The organism is Streptomyces sp. JN8 (genome assembly GCF_055808075.1).
Map to the genome: position 1 here is coordinate 5486303 of NZ_CM147852.1, position 16221 is coordinate 5502523.

The following is a 16221-nucleotide window of genomic DNA, read 5'->3' on the forward strand; positions in this document are numbered from 1 at the left end:
ACCGGGCCGACCCGCCGGGACCGCCACACGCGGAGCCGGTGGATTCCAGGAATCAGCCACAAGGAGACCGAACCGTGAAGAGCGCCGTGGAGACCCTGAACCCGACCCGGGTTCGGCTCACTGTCGAGGTGCCCTTCGAGGAGCTCAAGGACAGCCTCGACGCGGCGTACAAGAAGATCAACCAGCAGGTCACGGTCAAGGGCTTCCGTAAGGGCAAGATCCCGGCTCGCGTGATCGACCAGCGGTTCGGCCGCGGCGCCGTGCTGGAAGAGGCCGTCAACGACGCGCTCCCGAAGTTCTACACCGAGGCCGTCAACGAGGCCGAGGTCAACCCGCTCGGCCAGCCCGAGGTCGACATCACCGAGCTGAAGGACGGCGAGCTGCTGGCCTTCACCGCCGAGGTCGACATCCGCCCGGCGCTCGAGATCCCGGACTACTCCGGCATCGAGGTCACCGTCGACGCGGTCGAGGTCACCGACGAGGACGTCGAGAAGTCCGTGGAGCAGCTCCGCGAGCGCTTCGCCTCGACCTCCGCGGTCGAGCGCGCCGCCCAGGACGGCGACGTCGTCACCGTCGACCTCGAGGCCAAGGTCGACGGCGAGGTCCTGCCCGACGGTGTCGCGAGCGACGTCTCGTACACCATCGGTTCGGGCGAGCTGCTCGACGGCATCGACGAGGCCGTGAAGGGCCTGGAGGCCGGTGGCGAGGCCACCTTCACCTCGCAGCTGAAGGGCGGCTCCGCCGAGGGCAAGGACGCGGAGGTCACCGTCAAGGTCACCGCCGTCTCCGCCCGCGAGCTCCCCGAGCTCGACGACGAGTTCGCGCAGATGGCGTCGGAGTTCGACACCCTCGACGAGCTCAAGGCCGACAGCCGCAAGCGCCTCGAGAACATGAAGCAGTTCGACCAGGCCACCCAGGCCCAGGAGCGCGTCCTCGACGAGCTCCTCAAGCTGGTCGAGGTCCCGATGCCCGAGAAGCTCCTCGAGGACGAGATCAACACCCGCAAGCACAACCTGGAGCACCACCAGCTCGGCCAGATGGGCCTCGACCTCGCGAAGTACCTGGAGATCCAGGGCAAGACCGAGGAGGAGTTCCTGGCCGAGACCAAGGAGCAGGCCGAGAAGGGCATCAAGACGCAGTTCATCCTCGATGAGCTCGTCAACAAGGAGAAGCTCGACGTCTCCCGCGAGGAGCTCACCGAGCACCTGTTCCGCCGTGCCGCCTCCTCCGGCATGAGCCCCGACCAGTTCGCCCAGGCCGTGGCCGAGGGCGGCCAGGTTCCGATGCTCGTCGGCGAGGTCGCCCGCGGCAAGGCCCTCGCGGTCGTCGTCGAGGCCGCCAAGGTCGTCGACAGCAACGGCGAGGTCGTCGACCTCTCCGACGACGAGGACGAGGTCGAGGCCGCCGCCGAGGCCGTCGAGGCCGTCACCGGCGAGGCCGAGGTCTCCGAGGACAAGTAAGGGGCCCTCCGCCCCGCGCGGACCCCGTTCCACGGGCCCGTACGCACTCCAGTGCGTACGGGCCCGTGGACGTACGAGGACCCGTCCATGCGCCCCCAACTACCTTGCGCTCCCAGCGAACAGTCAGGGAAGCGGGATGGCGTTGTCCTACCTGCGCGTTAGGGTCCATGAAGAGAGGGCAGTGCCCTCGGTACGAGACGCTGAGACGGCTTGGCCGTCGGAGACGAGCAGGTGGATACGTGACGAATCTGAAGCCTTACGCCGCGGGTGAGCCGTCCATCGGTGGCGGCCTCGGCGACCATGTCTACAACCGGCTGCTCGGCGAGCGCATCGTCTTCCTCGGCCAGCAGGTCGACGACGAGATCGCCAACAAGATCACCGCCCAGATGCTCCTCCTGGCCGCCGAGCCGGAGAAGGACATCTACCTGTACATCAACAGCCCCGGCGGCTCGGTGACGGCCGGCATGGCGGTCTACGACACCATGCAGTTCATCCCGAACGACGTCGTCACGATCGGCATGGGCATGGCGGCCTCCATGGGCCAGTTCCTGCTCACCGCCGGCACCCCCGGCAAGCGCTTCGCGCTGCCGAACACCGACATCCTGATGCACCAGGGCTCCGCCGGCATCGGCGGCACCGCATCCGACATCAAGATCCAGGCCGAGTACCTCCTTCGCACGAAGAAGCGCATGGCCGAGATCACCGCGCACCACTCCGGCCAGACCGTCGAGGCGATCATCCGCGACGGCGACCGCGACCGCTGGTTCACCGCGGACGAGGCCAAGGAGTACGGCCTCATCGACGACATCATCACCCACGCCGCAGGTGTTCCGGGCGGCGGCGGCACGGGCGCCTGAGCCCGACCGCCCGCCCAAGAGCCCCAGCCCACCGAACGCCACCAGGACGGTGAACACCCAGATGCAGAACAACCTCTCCGCGAGCGGCCTCTACACCGGCGCGCCGATGGACAACCGCTACGTCGTGCCGCGCTTCGTCGAGCGCACCTCGCAGGGCATCCGCGAGTACGACCCGTACGCCAAGCTCTTCGAGGAGCGCGTGATCTTCCTCGGCGTGCAGATCGACGACGCCTCGGCCAACGACGTCATGGCGCAGCTCCTGTGCCTGGAGTCGATGGACCCGGACCGCGACATCTCCATCTACATCAACAGCCCCGGTGGCTCCTTCACCGCGCTGACGGCGATCTACGACACGATGCAGTTCGTGAAGCCGGACATCCAGACGGTCTGCATGGGCCAGGCGGCCTCCGCCGCGGCCGTGCTGCTCGCCGCCGGCACCCCCGGCAAGCGGATGGCCCTGCCGAACGCCCGTGTGCTGATCCACCAGCCCTCCGGGGGCACCGGCCGTGAGCAGCTCTCCGACCTGGAGATCGCGGCCAACGAGATCCTGCGCATGCGCAGCCAGCTCGAGGAGATGCTGGCCAAGCACTCCTCGACGCCGATCGAGAAGATCCGCGACGACATCGAGCGCGACAAGATCCTCACGGCCGAGGACGCCCTGGCGTACGGCCTGGTGGACCAGATCGTCTCGACCCGTAAGAGCACGGCCGCCGCGGCGCACTGACGCCCGACCTTCCCGTGGCACGGTGCGCGTGGCCGAATCGCGACCATGTGAACCGTGCCAAGGGGGGCCCGAACGGGGGGCCCGGCAAGGTACCGTCGAATATGAGGCACCAGGAGTCGCTGAACCAGGCGCTCCCAGGCGAAGGGGAAGCACCTCGTGGCACGCATCGGTGATGGCGGCGACCTGCTCAAGTGCTCGTTCTGCGGAAAGAGCCAGAAGCAGGTGAAGAAGCTCATCGCGGGTCCCGGTGTGTACATCTGCGACGAGTGCATCGACCTCTGCAACGAGATCATCGAGGAAGAACTCGCGGAGACGAGCGAGGTGCGCTGGGAGGAACTCCCCAAGCCCCGCGAGATCTACGAGTTCCTCGAGGGGTACGTCGTCGGGCAGGAGCCCGCGAAGAAGGCCCTCTCGGTCGCGGTGTACAACCACTACAAGCGCGTCCAGGCCGGCGAGAACGGCGGCGGCGCGGGGCGGGACGACGCCATCGAACTGGCGAAGTCCAACATCCTGCTGCTGGGCCCCACGGGCTCGGGCAAGACGCTCCTGGCCCAGACGCTGGCGCGCATGCTCAACGTCCCGTTCGCCATCGCCGACGCGACGGCGCTGACGGAGGCCGGCTATGTCGGCGAGGACGTCGAGAACATCCTGCTGAAGCTGATCCAGGCGGCCGACTACGACGTCAAGAAGGCCGAGACCGGGATCATCTACATCGACGAGATCGACAAGGTCGCCCGTAAGAGCGAAAACCCGTCGATCACGCGCGACGTCTCGGGCGAGGGCGTGCAGCAGGCCCTCCTGAAGATCCTGGAGGGCACGACGGCCTCCGTCCCGCCGCAGGGCGGACGGAAGCACCCGCACCAGGAGTTCATCCAGATCGACACGACGAACGTGCTCTTCATCGTGGGCGGCGCCTTCGCCGGCCTGGAGAAGATCATCGAGTCGCGGGCGGGTGCCAAGGGCATCGGCTTCGGGGCGACCATCCGCTCCAAGCGCGAGATCGAGGCGAGCGACCAGTTCCAGGAGGTCATGCCGGAGGACCTGGTGAAGTTCGGGATGATCCCCGAGTTCATCGGCCGCCTCCCCGTCCTCACCTCCGTCCACAACCTGGACCGCGAGGCGCTCCTCCAGATCCTGGTCGAGCCGCGGAACGCCCTGGTGAAGCAGTACCAGCGCCTCTTCGAACTGGACGGCGTGGAGCTGGACTTCGACCGCCCGGCGCTGGAGGCCATCGCCGACCAGGCGATCCTCCGCGGCACCGGCGCGCGCGGTCTGCGCGCCATCATGGAGGAGGTCCTCCAGTCGGTGATGTACGAGGTCCCGTCCCGCAAGGACGTGGCCCGCGTGGTCATCACGGCGGACGTCGTCCGCAACAACGTCAACCCGACGCTGGTCCCGCGGATCGTGAAGAACGACGGCAGGCACGAGAAGTCGGCCTGACGCGCACGGACACGCAAGGGGCGCCCCGCCGGTCGGCGGGGCGCCCCTTCCGCGTGCGCGGGGTCCGGATCAGGCCTTGACGCGGACTTCCTTGCGGAGCTTGGCGGTCAGGGCGGCAGCGTCCTCGGCGGTGCCGGCCTTGCCCGAGAGCAGCGCGCCCGCGTCGGTCGGGACGACGAAGCCCACCGTGCTGTGGTCGGCCCACACGCACATCGTCACGGTGAACGCGGGCACGCCCTGGGAGGTGTCCGCCTTGCCCTGGGCCTGCTGGCACTTGAGGACGGCACCGTCGAGCTCGGCGGGCGTGTACTCCTGCGGGCTGCCGATCAGCTGCGGCGCGTCCGCCTTGCCCGCGTCCTTGTCGGCCTCGGCCTTGGCGCTGGCGAAGACGCCGTCGACGACGGCCTCCGGGTCGTCGATCTCGCCGTAGAGGCCGTTGAAGGAGATGAACTTGCCCGCGAGCGGGTTGGCCTTGTCCTCCACCTTGTAGGAGGCGCGCACCTGCTGGGCGTTCTTGACGCCCTTCTGCTGGGCCTCCTTGAGGGAGTCGTCGCCGCTGGCCTTGCCGCTGTCCGGGGCCTTCTTGTACTCGGTGAGCACCGTCTCCGGGGTGATCAGCTTGTGCGGGCCGTCGTCCGCGACGGACGAACCGCCCCCGCCCAGCACGAAGTACGCGCCCACGCCCAGCGCCGCCACGACCGCGACCGCACCGATGATCCAGCCGGTCTTGGACTTCTTCGGGGCCGGGGGGTGCGGGACGTAGCCGCCGGGGCCCTGGGGGGCGCCGTACGGGGGCTGCTGGCCGTAGGGGCCGGGCTGCTGCGGGTAGCCGTAGGGGGGCTGCTGCGGCGGTACGCCCTGCGGGGCCTGCTGGGGGTAGCCGTAGCCGGGCTGCGCGCCGTACGGGCCCGGCTGCTGCGGCTGCTGGCCGTACGGTCCCGGCTGCTGGCCGTAGGGCCCGGGCTGCTGCGGCTGCTGGCCGTACGGCCCCGGCTGGTTGTAGCTCATCGACTGGTTCCCCTCACAGGATGTTTATGCCTCCGAACATCCTGGCGGAACGGCGGGGGCCTCAGTGCGGCGGGGGCCACACCGTTACCGAACCAAAGCGTTTCAGGACAAGGCGAAGACACCCCTAAACTGGGCCCGTGACCGAGAACACTCAGCAGCAGACAGCGCCCACCACCGAACTGCCGACCCAGTACGCGCCGGCCGAGGTAGAGGGGCCGCTGTACGAGCGCTGGGTAGAGCGCGGCTACTTCGAGGCGGACGCGAAGAGCGAGAAGCCGGCGTACACCATCGTCATTCCGCCGCCGAACGTCACCGGATCGCTCCACCTGGGCCACGCCTTCGAGCACACGCTGATCGACGCCCTCACCCGCCGCAAGCGGATGCAGGGCTTCGAGACGCTGTGGCAGCCCGGCATGGACCACGCCGGCATCGCCACCCAGAACGTCGTCGAGCGCGAACTCGCCAAGGAGGGCAAGTCCCGTCACGACCTGGGCCGCGAGGCCTTCGTCGAGCGCGTCTGGGAGTGGAAGGCCGAGTCCGGCGGTCAGATCGCCGGCCAGATGCGCCGCCTCGGCGAGGGCCTGGCGTGGAGCCGGGACCGCTTCACCATGGACGAGGGCCTGTCCCGTGCCGTCCAGACCGTCTTCAAGAAGATGTTCGACGACGGCCTCATCTACCGCGCCGAGCGCATCATCAACTGGTGCCCGCGCTGTCTGACGGCCATCTCCGACATCGAGGTCGACTACCAGGACGACGACGGCGAGCTCGTCTCCATGCAGTACGGCGAGGGCGAGGACACCATCGTCGTCGCCACCACCCGCGCCGAGACGATGCTCGGTGACACCGCCGTCGCCGTCCACCCGGACGACGAGCGCTACGCGCACCTCATCGGCAAGCAGATCAAGCTGCCGCTGACCGACCGGACCATCCCGGTCGTCGCCGACACCCACGTCGACCCGGAGTTCGGCACGGGCGCGGTCAAGGTGACCCCGGCCCACGACCCGAACGACTTCGCGATCGGCCAGCGCCACGACCTGGAGTCCATCGAGGTCCTCGACGAGCGCGGTGTCATCACCGTCCACGGTCCTTTCCAGGGCCTGGACCGCTTCGAGGCCCGCTCCGCCATCGTCGCCGCCCTGCGGGCCGAGGGCCGGATCGTCGCCGAGAAGCGTCCGTACTCCCACTCCGTCGGGCACTGCTCGCGCTGCAAGACGACGCTGGAGCCCCGGCTGTCCCTGCAGTGGTGGGTCAAGGTCGAGACGCTGGCCAAGGCCGCCGGTGACGCGGTCCGCGACGGCCGGGTGGACATCCACCCGGCCGACATGTCGCAGCGCTACTTCGACTGGGTCGACAACCTCAACGACTGGTGCATCTCGCGCCAGCTGTGGTGGGGCCACCGCATCCCCGTCTGGCACGGCCCCGACGGCGAGCTGGTCTGCGTCGGCCCCGACGACGAGCCGCCGACGGGCGAGGGCTGGACGCAGGACACCGACGTCCTCGACACCTGGTTCTCGTCCGGCCTCTGGCCGTTCTCCACGATGGGCTGGCCCGAGCAGACGCCGGACCTGGAGAAGTTCTACCCGAACTCCGTCCTGGTCACCGGCTACGACCTGATGTTCTTCTGGGTCGCCCGGATGATGATGTTCGGTCTGTACGCGATGGACGGCCAGCCGCCGTTCCGCACGATCGCGTTCCACGGCATGGTCCGCGACGAGTTCGGCAAGAAGATGTCGAAGTCGTTCGGGAACACGGTCAACCCGCTGGACTGGATGGACAAGTACGGCTCCGACGCCCTGCGGTTCACCCTGGCCAAGGGCGCCAACCCGGGCGTCGACGTCCCGATCGGCGAGGACTGGGTCCAGGCGTCCCGGAACTTCGCCAACAAGATCTGGAACGCGACCCGCTTCGCCATGATGAACGGCGCCACGGTCGAGGGCCCGCTGCCGGCCGTCGAGGACATGTCGGCGACCGACCGCTGGATCCTGTCGCGGCTCGACAAGGTCGTCGCCGAGGCCGACGCCTTCTACGACGACTACCAGTTCGCGAAGCTCGCCGACGCCCTCTACCACTTCGCGTGGGACGAGGTCTTCGACTGGTACGTAGAGCTGTCCAAGACGACCTTCTTCGACGGCGGCGAGCAGGCCAAGGTCTCGGCCCGGGTCCTCGGCGAGGTGCTCGACGTGACCCTGCGCCTGCTCCACCCGATCGTCCCCTTCGTCACCGACACCCTCTGGACCACCCTCACCGGCGGCGAGTCCCTCGTCGTCGCGGAGTGGCCGAAGGCCGTGTCCGTTCCCGGCGCCGACGCACCGGGCGGTTTCCGCGACGAGGCCGCCGAGAAGGAGATCGAGCTCGTCCAGCGGGTCGTCACCGAGGTCCGCCGGTTCCGCTCCGACCAGGGCCTCCAGCCCGGCCAGAAGGTCCCGGCCCGCCTCGACGTGACCGGCACGGCGCTGGCCCCGCACGAGGCCGCCATCCGCCAGCTGCTGCGCCTCCAGCCGGAGGGCGAGGGCTTCTCGGCCACCGCCTCCCTGCCGGTCGCCGGCGCCACGGTCGCGCTCGACCTGTCGGGCACGATCGACGTGGCCGCCGAACGCAAGCGCCTCGCGAAGGACCTCGCGGCGGCGGAGAAGGAGAAGGCCCAGGCCAACGGCAAGCTCGGCAACGAGGCCTTCCTGGCCAAGGCCCCGGACAACGTGGTCGACAAGATCCGCACCCGCCTCGCCAAGGCGGACGAGGACATCGCCCGCATCCAGACGCAGCTGGCGAACCTGCCGCAGGCGTAACCCGTACGGAGGGGGCCCGGAACCGCCGGCCGGTTCCGGGCCCCCTGCGTTTCCGCCGGGGGCGCGGCGGGACCGGGCGCGGCGGACGGCGGACCGGCCGGGACCCGCCCGGAGCAGAAGCGGACGAAGTGCCCGATGTCACATCAGACGGGACTTCAGGTCCCCGTCGCCGGGACGAAAGACCCTGGATGATGGAACGCATGCTCCGCCTCCCCACCGTCCCCGCGCTCCGCCGCTGCGTGGACCGGTGGGCGGTGTCGCCCCGCGCCCTCGACGCCGTCGCCGCGCTCAGCGCCTTCGGCCTCATGTGCCTGGACGTGCCGGGACTCGCCCGCGCCGACAACTCCCTGACCGGCGTCACCGCCACCCTGGTCCTCGCGGCCGGCGCCGCCACCCTGGTGCTCCGCCGCGGGCTGCCCTGGGTCCCGTACCTGGTGGCGCTCGGGCTGATGGGCTGGCTGCACGAACTCACCATGATCCAGTTCGCGCTGTACTCGATCGGCCGGTACCGGGGCCGGCGCGCCGCCGTGCTCGCCACCCTGCTGTACGTCGGCGTCGCCTACGGACTCTTCCAGACGCCCGGGTGGCCGGCCCGGCACGGCGACACGCTCAGCGACTTCCTGAGCCTGGTGGTCCCGATCGGGGTCCTCGCGGCGGGCGTCGGCATCGCGGCGTACCGGCAGGACCTCGTCCGGGCCCTGGAGGTCCAGCGGCGCGAGGCGGCCGCCCGGCAGGCCGTCCAGGAGGAGCGGATCTCCGTCGGCCGGGACGTCCACGACCTGGTCGGCCGGGAGCTGACCGTGCTCGCGGTGCGTGCCGAGGTCCTCGCCGTACGGGCCAGGGGCGAGGCCCACCGGAAGGACTTCGAGGAGCTCGCCGACACCGCGCGGCGCGCCCATCTGATGCTGAACGAGACGATCGTGCGCCGCGCCGACCGCGACGCGGACACCCCCGGCCTCGAAGGGCTCGCCGCGCTCGCCCTGGAGGGCGAGCGGATGGGCAGCGCCGTCGGGCTGGCCGTGGCCGAGGAGGCGAAGGCCCTCTCGCCGCTGCGGCAGGCGGCCGTCCACCGGGTCGTGCGGGAGTGCCTGACGAACGCGGCGAAACACGCCCCCGGGCTGCCCGTGACGGTCGCGATCACGGTGGAGGGGCCCGATCTGCGGATCGAGGTCCGCAACCCGCTGCCGAAGAGCCCGCCGGACCCGGCGCCCGTGTCCACCGGCACCGGTCTCTTCTCGATGGGGGAGCGGGTCACCAGCATGGGCGGCACGCTGGAGGCCCGCCGGGAGGGCGGGGACTACCGGGTGACGGCCCTCCTGCCGGCCGGTCTGCCGCGCTGACGGCCCGCCGGGAATGCCCCCCGCGGGGCCCCGGCGCGCGGTCCGCGCCCCCGCGAGTTCAGCGCACCGACTCCGCCTTGCCCAGCACCCGCTGCAGCCCGTCGAAGTCCTCCACGCACCGACCCGACCCCAGCACCACGCAGTCCAGCGGTCGCTCCGCGACGAAGACCGGGATGCCCGTGGCCGAGGCCATCCGCAGGTCGAGCCCCGGCAGCAGCGCCCCGCCGCCGGTCAGCACGATCCCGCGCTCCATGACGTCGCCGGACAGCTCGGGCGGGCACTCCTCCAGCGTGGCCCGGACCGCCGCGATGATCGCCTCGACCGGCTCGTCGAGCGCCTCCCGCACCTCCGGCACGGTCAGCTCCACCGTCCGGGGCAGCCCGCCGACCCGCTCCCGTCCGCGCACGGTGAAGGTCCGCCCCTCCCGCTCCTCCTCGCCCGGCACCGGCCAGGCCGTGCCGATCGCGATCTTGACGTCCTCGGCGGTCCGCTCGCCGACGAGCAGTCCGTACTCCCGGCGGACGAAGTCGGTCACGGCCGCGTCGAGCCGGTCGCCGCCCACCCGCAGCGACCGGGCGGTGACGATCCCGCCGAGCGAGATCACGGCCACCTCGGTGGTCCCGCCGCCGATGTCGACGACCATCGAGCCCCGCGGGTCGGAGACCGGCAGCCCGGCGCCGATCGCCGCCGCCATCGGCTCCTCGATCAGATGGACCGCCCGCGCGCCCGCCGAGAGGGAGGCGTGCACGATGGCCCGCCGCTCGACCTGGGTCACCCCGCTCGGCACGCAGACCACCATCCGGGTCCTGGGCCGCCGCCGGCCCGGGACGGCCTTGCGCACGAAGTGCCGGATCATCTCCTCGGCCGCCTCGTAGTCGCTGATCACCCCGTCCCTGAGGGGACGGATCGCGGTGATCGAACCCGGCGTGCGTCCGATGGTCTCCTTCGCCTCCGCACCCACCGCGAGCGCCTGCCGCGAGCCCTCCTGGACCGCCACCACGGACGGTTCGTCGAGCACGATGCCCTGGCCCCGTGCGTAGAGGAGCGTGTTGGCCGTGCCGAGGTCGATCCCTATGTCCATGATCGCCAAGTTTGCCCGGCCGCCGTCGCGGACGGCGGACCGAAGGTCCCGAAAGGGCGGGTCCATGGTCCTGTCGGTCGTGACGCCGGAGGCCGTCCGTAGACTGGGCCCGTGAGTGAGCCGAGCGACCAGAGCGACGAGCAGTTCGACGACATCGTCGACACCGAGACCCAGCGCGACCCCGACCTGGCGGTGATCGAGGCCGGCAGCCGCACCCTGCGCACCCAGGGCGGCCGGCCCCAGGGCGACCCGGTGCCGAGCCGTCCCGAGGACCCCGAGCTCGACAAGGCGCTGCGCGAGGTCGAGACGGAGCTGTCCACCCGCTGGGGCGAGACCAAGCTGGAGCCCTCGGTCACCCGGATCGCGGCCCTGATGGACGTCCTCGGCGAGCCGCAGCGCGCCTACCCGTCGATCCACGTCACCGGCACCAACGGCAAGACGTCGACGTCCCGGATGATCGAGGCCCTGCTCGGCGCCTTCGAGCTGCGCACCGGCCGGTACACCTCGCCGCACGTGCAGACCATCACCGAGCGCATCAGCCTGGACGGCGCCCCGATCTCCGCCGAGCGGTTCATCGAGACGTACCGGGACATCCAGCCGTACGTGGAGCTGGTCGACGCCCGCGAGGAGTACCGGCTCTCCTTCTTCGAGGTCCTCACCGGAATGGCGTACGCGGCCTTCGCCGACGCCCCGGTGGACGTGGCCGTCGTCGAGGTCGGCATGGGCGGCACCTGGGACGCGACGAACGTCATCGACGGCTCCGTCGCCGTCGTCACCCCGATCGACCTGGACCACACGGACCGGCTCGGCGGGACGACCGCCGAGATCGCCGGCGAGAAGTCCGGGATCATCAAGCAGGGCGCGACCGTGATCCTGGCCCAGCAGCCGGTGGACGCGGCGCAGGTCCTGCTGAAGAAGGCCGTGGAGGCGGACGCCACCGTGGCCCGCGAGGGCATGGAGTTCGGCATCGTCGCCCGCGAGGTCGCGGTCGGCGGCCAGCTCCTCACCCTGCGCGGCCTGGGCGGCGAGTACGACAACGTCTTCCTGCCGCTGCACGGCGCCTACCAGGCGCACAACGCGGCCGTGGCGCTGGCGGCCGTCGAGGCCTTCTTCGGCATCGGCTCGGAGCACGCCCGCACCCTGGACCTCGACACGGTCCGGCAGGCCTTCGCCCAGGTGGCCTCGCCCGGACGGCTGGAGATCGTCCGCTCCTCCCCGACGGTGATCCTGGACGCCGCGCACAACCCGCACGGCGCGCGGGCGACGGCGGAGGGCGTCAGCGAGGCCTTCGGCTTCTCCCGGCTCGTCGGCGTGGTGTCCACCAGCGGCGACAAGGACGCCAAGGGCCTCCTGGAGGCCTTCGAGCCGATCTTCGCGGAGGTCGTCGTCACGGCGAACTCCAACCCCCGCGCCACGGACGTGGACGCGCTCGCCGCCCTCGCGGTGGAGGTCTTCGGCGAGGACCGGGTCGTCGTGGAGCCGCGGCTGCCCGACGCCCTCGAAACGGCCATCACCCTCGCGGAGGAGGAGGCCGAGTACGGCGGTGCCGGAGTCCTGGTGACCGGTTCGATCTTCACGGTCGGCGACGCCCGGCTGCTGCTGCGAAGGGGCTGAACCCGATGCGTACGCTCTGTTCCTCGACGCTGATCGGCGAGTTCTTCGTGATCGGCTTCGCCGGTCTCGTCGCCATGAAGGACGACGGCCTCGCGATGTCCACCGTCTGGTGGGTCTGCGGCGTCGCGATGCTCTTCTCGGTGCTGCTCTGCGGCATGGTCACCCGCCCCGGCGGCGTGCAGCTCGGCTGGGCCCTCCAGATCGGTCTGATCCTGAGCGGTTTCTTCGTGCCCACGATGTTCTTCCTCGGGGCGGTTTTCGCCGGTCTGTGGTGGGCCTCCGTTCACTATGGGCGACGGATCGACGACATCAAGGCACGGTGGGCCGAGTCCCAGGCCGCAGGGGCCTCGGCAGGGCCTGACGCTGCGTAATCGAGGGGCGTGCGGGGCCTGTAGCCTCGGAGGCCCGCACACCGCTTTTCCGAAGGAGTTCCCCCGTGAGCCAGCGCACGCTCGTCCTGCTCAAGCCCGACGCCGTCCGCCGTGGCCTGATCGGCGAGATCATCGGCCGTATCGAGCGCAAGGCCGGCTGGACCCTGGCGGCCCTGGAGCTGCGCGCGCTGGACCAGGAGACCCTGGAGCAGCACTACGGCGAGCACAAGGGCAAGCCCTTCTACGAGCCGCTGATGGGCTTCATGTCCTCCGGCCCCGTCGTCGCGCTCGTCGTCGAGGGCGAGCGGGTCATCGAGGGCGTCCGCCAGCTGGCCGGTCCGACCGACCCGATCGCCGCCGCGCCCGGCTCGATCCGCGGCGACTTCGGCACCATCGTCCGGGAGAACCTGATCCACGCCTCCGACTCGGAGGAGTCGGCCGCGCGCGAGCTCAAGATCTTCTTCCCGGGTCTGGTCTGAGCCGCACCCGGATGCGCTGACCCGGCGTCAGCCGAAAGCAGCAGCCTGTGGGGCGACCGAAGGAATTCGGTCGCCCCCAGGCATATGAACGCCGATCCCGGGAACGGATCGCCGCGTCCTACCGTCACCTGTACAGAGGTGGACCACCGCGCGGTATCCGGGCGGGCGGCACTACGATGGAAAACTCCACGCCGCACCACCTTCAGCCACCCACTTCAGCCAACGTTTCGCCTACCTGAGAAGCCGTCAACGCTCGCTGGGGAAGGCCCGAAGCATCCTCATGGGAAACAAGGGGAACTCAATGTCGTTCATCGGCCGTGACATGGCTGTCGACCTCGGGACCGCCAACACGCTGGTGTACGTCAGGGGTCGGGGCATCGTTCTGAACGAGCCCTCCGTCGTCGCCATCAACACCAACACCGGTGGCATCCTCGCCGTGGGAGCCGAGGCGAAGAAGATGATCGGCCGGACCCCCGGCAACATCGTCGCCGTCCGGCCACTGAAGGACGGCGTGATCGCCGACTTCGAGATCACGGAGCGCATGCTCCGCTACTTCATCCTCAAGATCCACAAGCGCCGCTACCTGGCCCGCCCCCGCGTCGTCGTCTGCGTGCCCTCCGGCATCACCGGGGTGGAGCGCCGCGCCGTCATCGAGGCCTCGACGCAGGCCGGCGCCCGCCAGGTGCACATCATCGAGGAGCCCATGGCGGCGGCCATCGGCTCGGGCCTCCCGGTCCACGAGGCCACCGGCAACATGGTCGTGGACATCGGCGGCGGCACCACCGAGGTGGCCGTCATCTCCCTCGGCGGAATCGTCACGGCACAGTCGATCCGGGTCGCCGGCGACGAGCTGGACAACGCGATCATCCAGCACATCAAGAAGGAGTACTCGCTCCTCCTCGGTGAGCGGACCGCCGAGCAGATCAAGATCACCATCGGCTCCGCCTACGACCTCGACAAGGACGAGCACACCGAGATCCGCGGCCGCGACCTCGTCTCCGGCCTGCCGAAGACCGTGGTCATCTCGGCCGCCGAGGTCCGCAAGGCCATCGAGGAGCCGGTCAACGCCATCGTCGACGCGGTGAAGACCACCCTCGACAAGTGTCCGCCGGAGCTGTCCGGTGACGTCATGGACCGCGGCATCGTTCTCACGGGTGGTGGCGCGCTGCTCCGCGGCCTCGACGAGCGCCTCCGCCGCGAGACCGGCATGCCGATCCACATCGCCGAGGACCCGCTGGACTCGGTGGCCCTCGGCTCCGGCAAGTGCGTGGAGGAGTTCGAGGCCCTCCAGCAGGTCCTCGACGCCCAGCCGCGCCGCTAGCACCACCCGTACAGCCCCACGAGAGCACCACCGCACAGCCGAACAACCGAACCACGAGGAAAGGCACGGCCGCCGCACGTGAGGGACACACGAGAGAGCCGGCTGCTCCTGGTGCTGCTGATCGCCATCGCGTTCGCACTGATCACGGTGGACATCCGCGGCGGCCAGGAGTCACCCGTCGACGGTGCCCGACAGGCCGCAGCGGCGGTCTTCGGGCCGGTCGAGAACGGTGTGGCGGCCGCCGTCGACCCCATCGGCAACGCCATAGGCGCGGTCAGGGACTCCGGCGAGCGGCACACCCGGATCGCCGCCCTGGAGAAGGAGAACGCCGAGCTCAAGGCCGAGCTCGGCAGCGACGACCGCAACCGCAACCGGCTGCGCGAGCTCGACGCCATGCTGAAGACCGCCGGCGCCGGGCAGTACGGCATCAAGGGCGCCCAGGTCATCGCCATAGGAGCGGCCCAGGGCTTCTCCTGGACCGTCACCGTCGACGTCGGCGCGCGCGACGGCATCAAGCGGGACATGACCGTGCTCAACGGCTCCGGACTCGTCGGCCGCGTCACCACCGTCGGCCCGTCGACCTCCACGGTCCTGCTCGCCAACGACCCCGACTTCACCGTCGGCACCCGCATGGAGAAGTCCGACGAACTCGGCTTCGCCACCGGGCAGGGCGACCGCCCGCTGGTCGTGCAGCTCCTCAACGGCAAGGCCAAGGTGAAGCCCGGCGACCGGCTCGTCACCTTCGGCTCGCGCGCCGACAAGCCCTTCGTCCCGGGCGTCCCGGTCGGCGAGGTCGTCCGCGTCGACCCGGCGGGCGGCGGCCTGACCCGCAACATCTTCGTCCGCCCCTACGTCGGCTTCACCAAGCTCGACATCGTCGGCGTCGTCGTCCAGGCGCCCCCGGCCGACCCGCGGGACACCGTCCTGCCGCAGAAGCCCAAGCCGGCGCCGACCGTCACGGTCACCGTGACGCCGAAGCCGACCGACGGACAGCAGGCCGCCGACGGACAGCGGAACCAGCAGGGCCAGAACCAGCAGGGCCAGGACCAGGGGGACACCACACCGTGAAGTTCAACCGGATCCTCCTCTCCGCCACCCTGATCGTGGTGGCCCTGGTCGTGCAGGTCTCCGTCCTCGCCCGGCTCCAGCTCCCCGGCGCCGTCCCCGACCTCGTCCTGCTCACCGTCGTGGGCCTGGCCCTGGTCTACGGACCCGTCAGCGGCTCGCTCATCGGCTTCGCCGCCGGCCTCCTCGCCGACCTGGCCCCGCCCGCCGACCACGCCGCGGGCCGCTACGCCCTCGTGCTCTGCGTCATCGGCTACCTCGTCGGCCTCGCCCGCCCGGAGAACGGCCGGCTGACCTCGGCGACCGGCCCGATGGCCGTCGTCGTCGCGGCCGCCGTCGGCTCCACCCTGCTCTACGCGGGGGTCGGCGCCCTGGTCGGCGACACCGCCGCCCGCCATGTCGGCCTGGGGTCCCTGCTGTTCACCGCGGCCGTCTACGACCTGCTCCTCGCGCCCTTCACGGTGCCGCTCATCATGGCGCTGGCCCGCCGCGCGGAGAACGATCCGCTCGCGGACGCCGGCGGCGGCAACGGCACCGACGTCGCCTCCGGCTGGCTCTCCTCCGGCACCGGCCTGAGGATCGGGACCCAGCGCGGCGGCCTGCGCGTGAAGACCGCCCGGAACCGCGCCGCACGGGCCGGACGCATCAAGGGAGTCAAGCGACTGTGATCGAGGG

The 16221-nt window shown here is 70.6% G+C and carries 14 protein-coding genes; 12 read left to right on the top strand and 2 right to left on the bottom strand.

Annotated elements, in window-relative coordinates; translation table 11 throughout:
* Positions 1-74 precede the first annotated feature (74 nt).
* The 4 genes from tig (at position 75) to clpX (ending at position 4481) form a co-directional block, all read left to right on the top strand.
* Positions 75-1460 carry a trigger factor gene (gene tig / locus ACY0MR_RS24170; RefSeq protein WP_473555306.1) on the top strand — a complete coding sequence of 462 codons (1386 nt, stop codon included), beginning with the start codon at positions 75-77 and terminating at the stop codon, positions 1458-1460.
* A gap of 239 nt (positions 1461-1699) precedes the next feature.
* On the top strand, positions 1700-2317 hold the full coding sequence (locus ACY0MR_RS24175; RefSeq protein WP_046905582.1) for an ATP-dependent Clp protease proteolytic subunit: 618 nt from the start codon (positions 1700-1702) through the stop codon (positions 2315-2317).
* Positions 2318-2378: 61 nt separating this feature from the next.
* On the top strand, positions 2379-3041 hold the full coding sequence (locus ACY0MR_RS24180) for an ATP-dependent Clp protease proteolytic subunit (RefSeq protein WP_361851363.1): 663 nt from the start codon (positions 2379-2381) through the stop codon (positions 3039-3041).
* A gap of 156 nt (positions 3042-3197) precedes the next feature.
* Positions 3198-4481: an ATP-dependent Clp protease ATP-binding subunit ClpX gene (gene clpX / locus ACY0MR_RS24185; RefSeq protein WP_024755522.1), complete on the top strand. Its 1284-nt coding sequence runs from the start codon at positions 3198-3200 to the stop codon at positions 4479-4481.
* 69 nt (positions 4482-4550) lie between these two features.
* On the opposite strand, the gene ACY0MR_RS24190 is transcribed toward clpX, so the two are convergent.
* Positions 4551-5489 (bottom strand): hypothetical protein, encoded by a 939-nt coding sequence (locus ACY0MR_RS24190; RefSeq protein WP_392863555.1) that lies wholly within the window; start codon positions 5487-5489, stop codon positions 4551-4553.
* Positions 5490-5626: 137 nt separating this feature from the next.
* On the opposite strand from ACY0MR_RS24190, the gene ACY0MR_RS24195 reads away from it, so the two are divergent.
* Both ACY0MR_RS24195 and ACY0MR_RS24200 read left to right on the top strand, forming a co-directional pair.
* On the top strand, positions 5627-8275 hold the full coding sequence (locus ACY0MR_RS24195) for a valine--tRNA ligase (protein WP_473555310.1): 2649 nt from the start codon (positions 5627-5629) through the stop codon (positions 8273-8275).
* Positions 8276-8475: 200 nt separating this feature from the next.
* Positions 8476-9615, top strand: coding sequence for a sensor histidine kinase (locus tag ACY0MR_RS24200; RefSeq protein WP_473555312.1), 1140 nt, complete (start codon positions 8476-8478; stop codon positions 9613-9615).
* A 58-nt stretch (positions 9616-9673) separates the two neighbouring features.
* On the opposite strand, the gene ACY0MR_RS24205 is transcribed toward ACY0MR_RS24200, so the two are convergent.
* The gene (locus ACY0MR_RS24205; RefSeq protein ID WP_392043022.1) at positions 9674-10696 is read right to left on the bottom strand and encodes a rod shape-determining protein; all 1023 of its coding nucleotides are present in this window, start codon (positions 10694-10696) and stop codon (positions 9674-9676) included.
* Between the two features lie 111 nt (positions 10697-10807).
* Between ACY0MR_RS24205 and folC the strand changes: the two genes are divergently transcribed.
* The 6 genes from folC (at position 10808) to mreD (ending at position 16214) form a co-directional block, all read left to right on the top strand.
* On the top strand, positions 10808-12310 hold the full coding sequence (gene folC, locus ACY0MR_RS24210; RefSeq protein WP_388798802.1) for a bifunctional tetrahydrofolate synthase/dihydrofolate synthase: 1503 nt from the start codon (positions 10808-10810) through the stop codon (positions 12308-12310).
* Between the two features lie 5 nt (positions 12311-12315).
* Complete coding sequence (locus ACY0MR_RS24215) at positions 12316-12681, top strand: DUF4233 domain-containing protein (protein WP_361857471.1); 366 nt, start codon at positions 12316-12318, stop codon at positions 12679-12681.
* Between the two features lie 65 nt (positions 12682-12746).
* On the top strand, positions 12747-13160 hold the full coding sequence (gene ndk, locus ACY0MR_RS24220; RefSeq protein ID WP_361857468.1) for a nucleoside-diphosphate kinase: 414 nt from the start codon (positions 12747-12749) through the stop codon (positions 13158-13160).
* A gap of 301 nt (positions 13161-13461) precedes the next feature.
* Positions 13462-14481 (top strand): rod shape-determining protein, encoded by a 1020-nt coding sequence (locus ACY0MR_RS24225; RefSeq protein WP_017239313.1) that lies wholly within the window; start codon positions 13462-13464, stop codon positions 14479-14481.
* A gap of 78 nt (positions 14482-14559) precedes the next feature.
* Positions 14560-15549, top strand: coding sequence for a rod shape-determining protein MreC (mreC, locus tag ACY0MR_RS24230; RefSeq protein ID WP_361857465.1), 990 nt, complete (start codon positions 14560-14562; stop codon positions 15547-15549).
* On the top strand, positions 15546-16214 hold the full coding sequence (mreD, locus tag ACY0MR_RS24235) for a rod shape-determining protein MreD (RefSeq protein WP_388798807.1): 669 nt from the start codon (positions 15546-15548) through the stop codon (positions 16212-16214). Before mreC ends, mreD begins: the two co-directional genes overlap by 4 nt.
* The last annotated feature ends 7 nt before the right edge of the window (positions 16215-16221 follow it).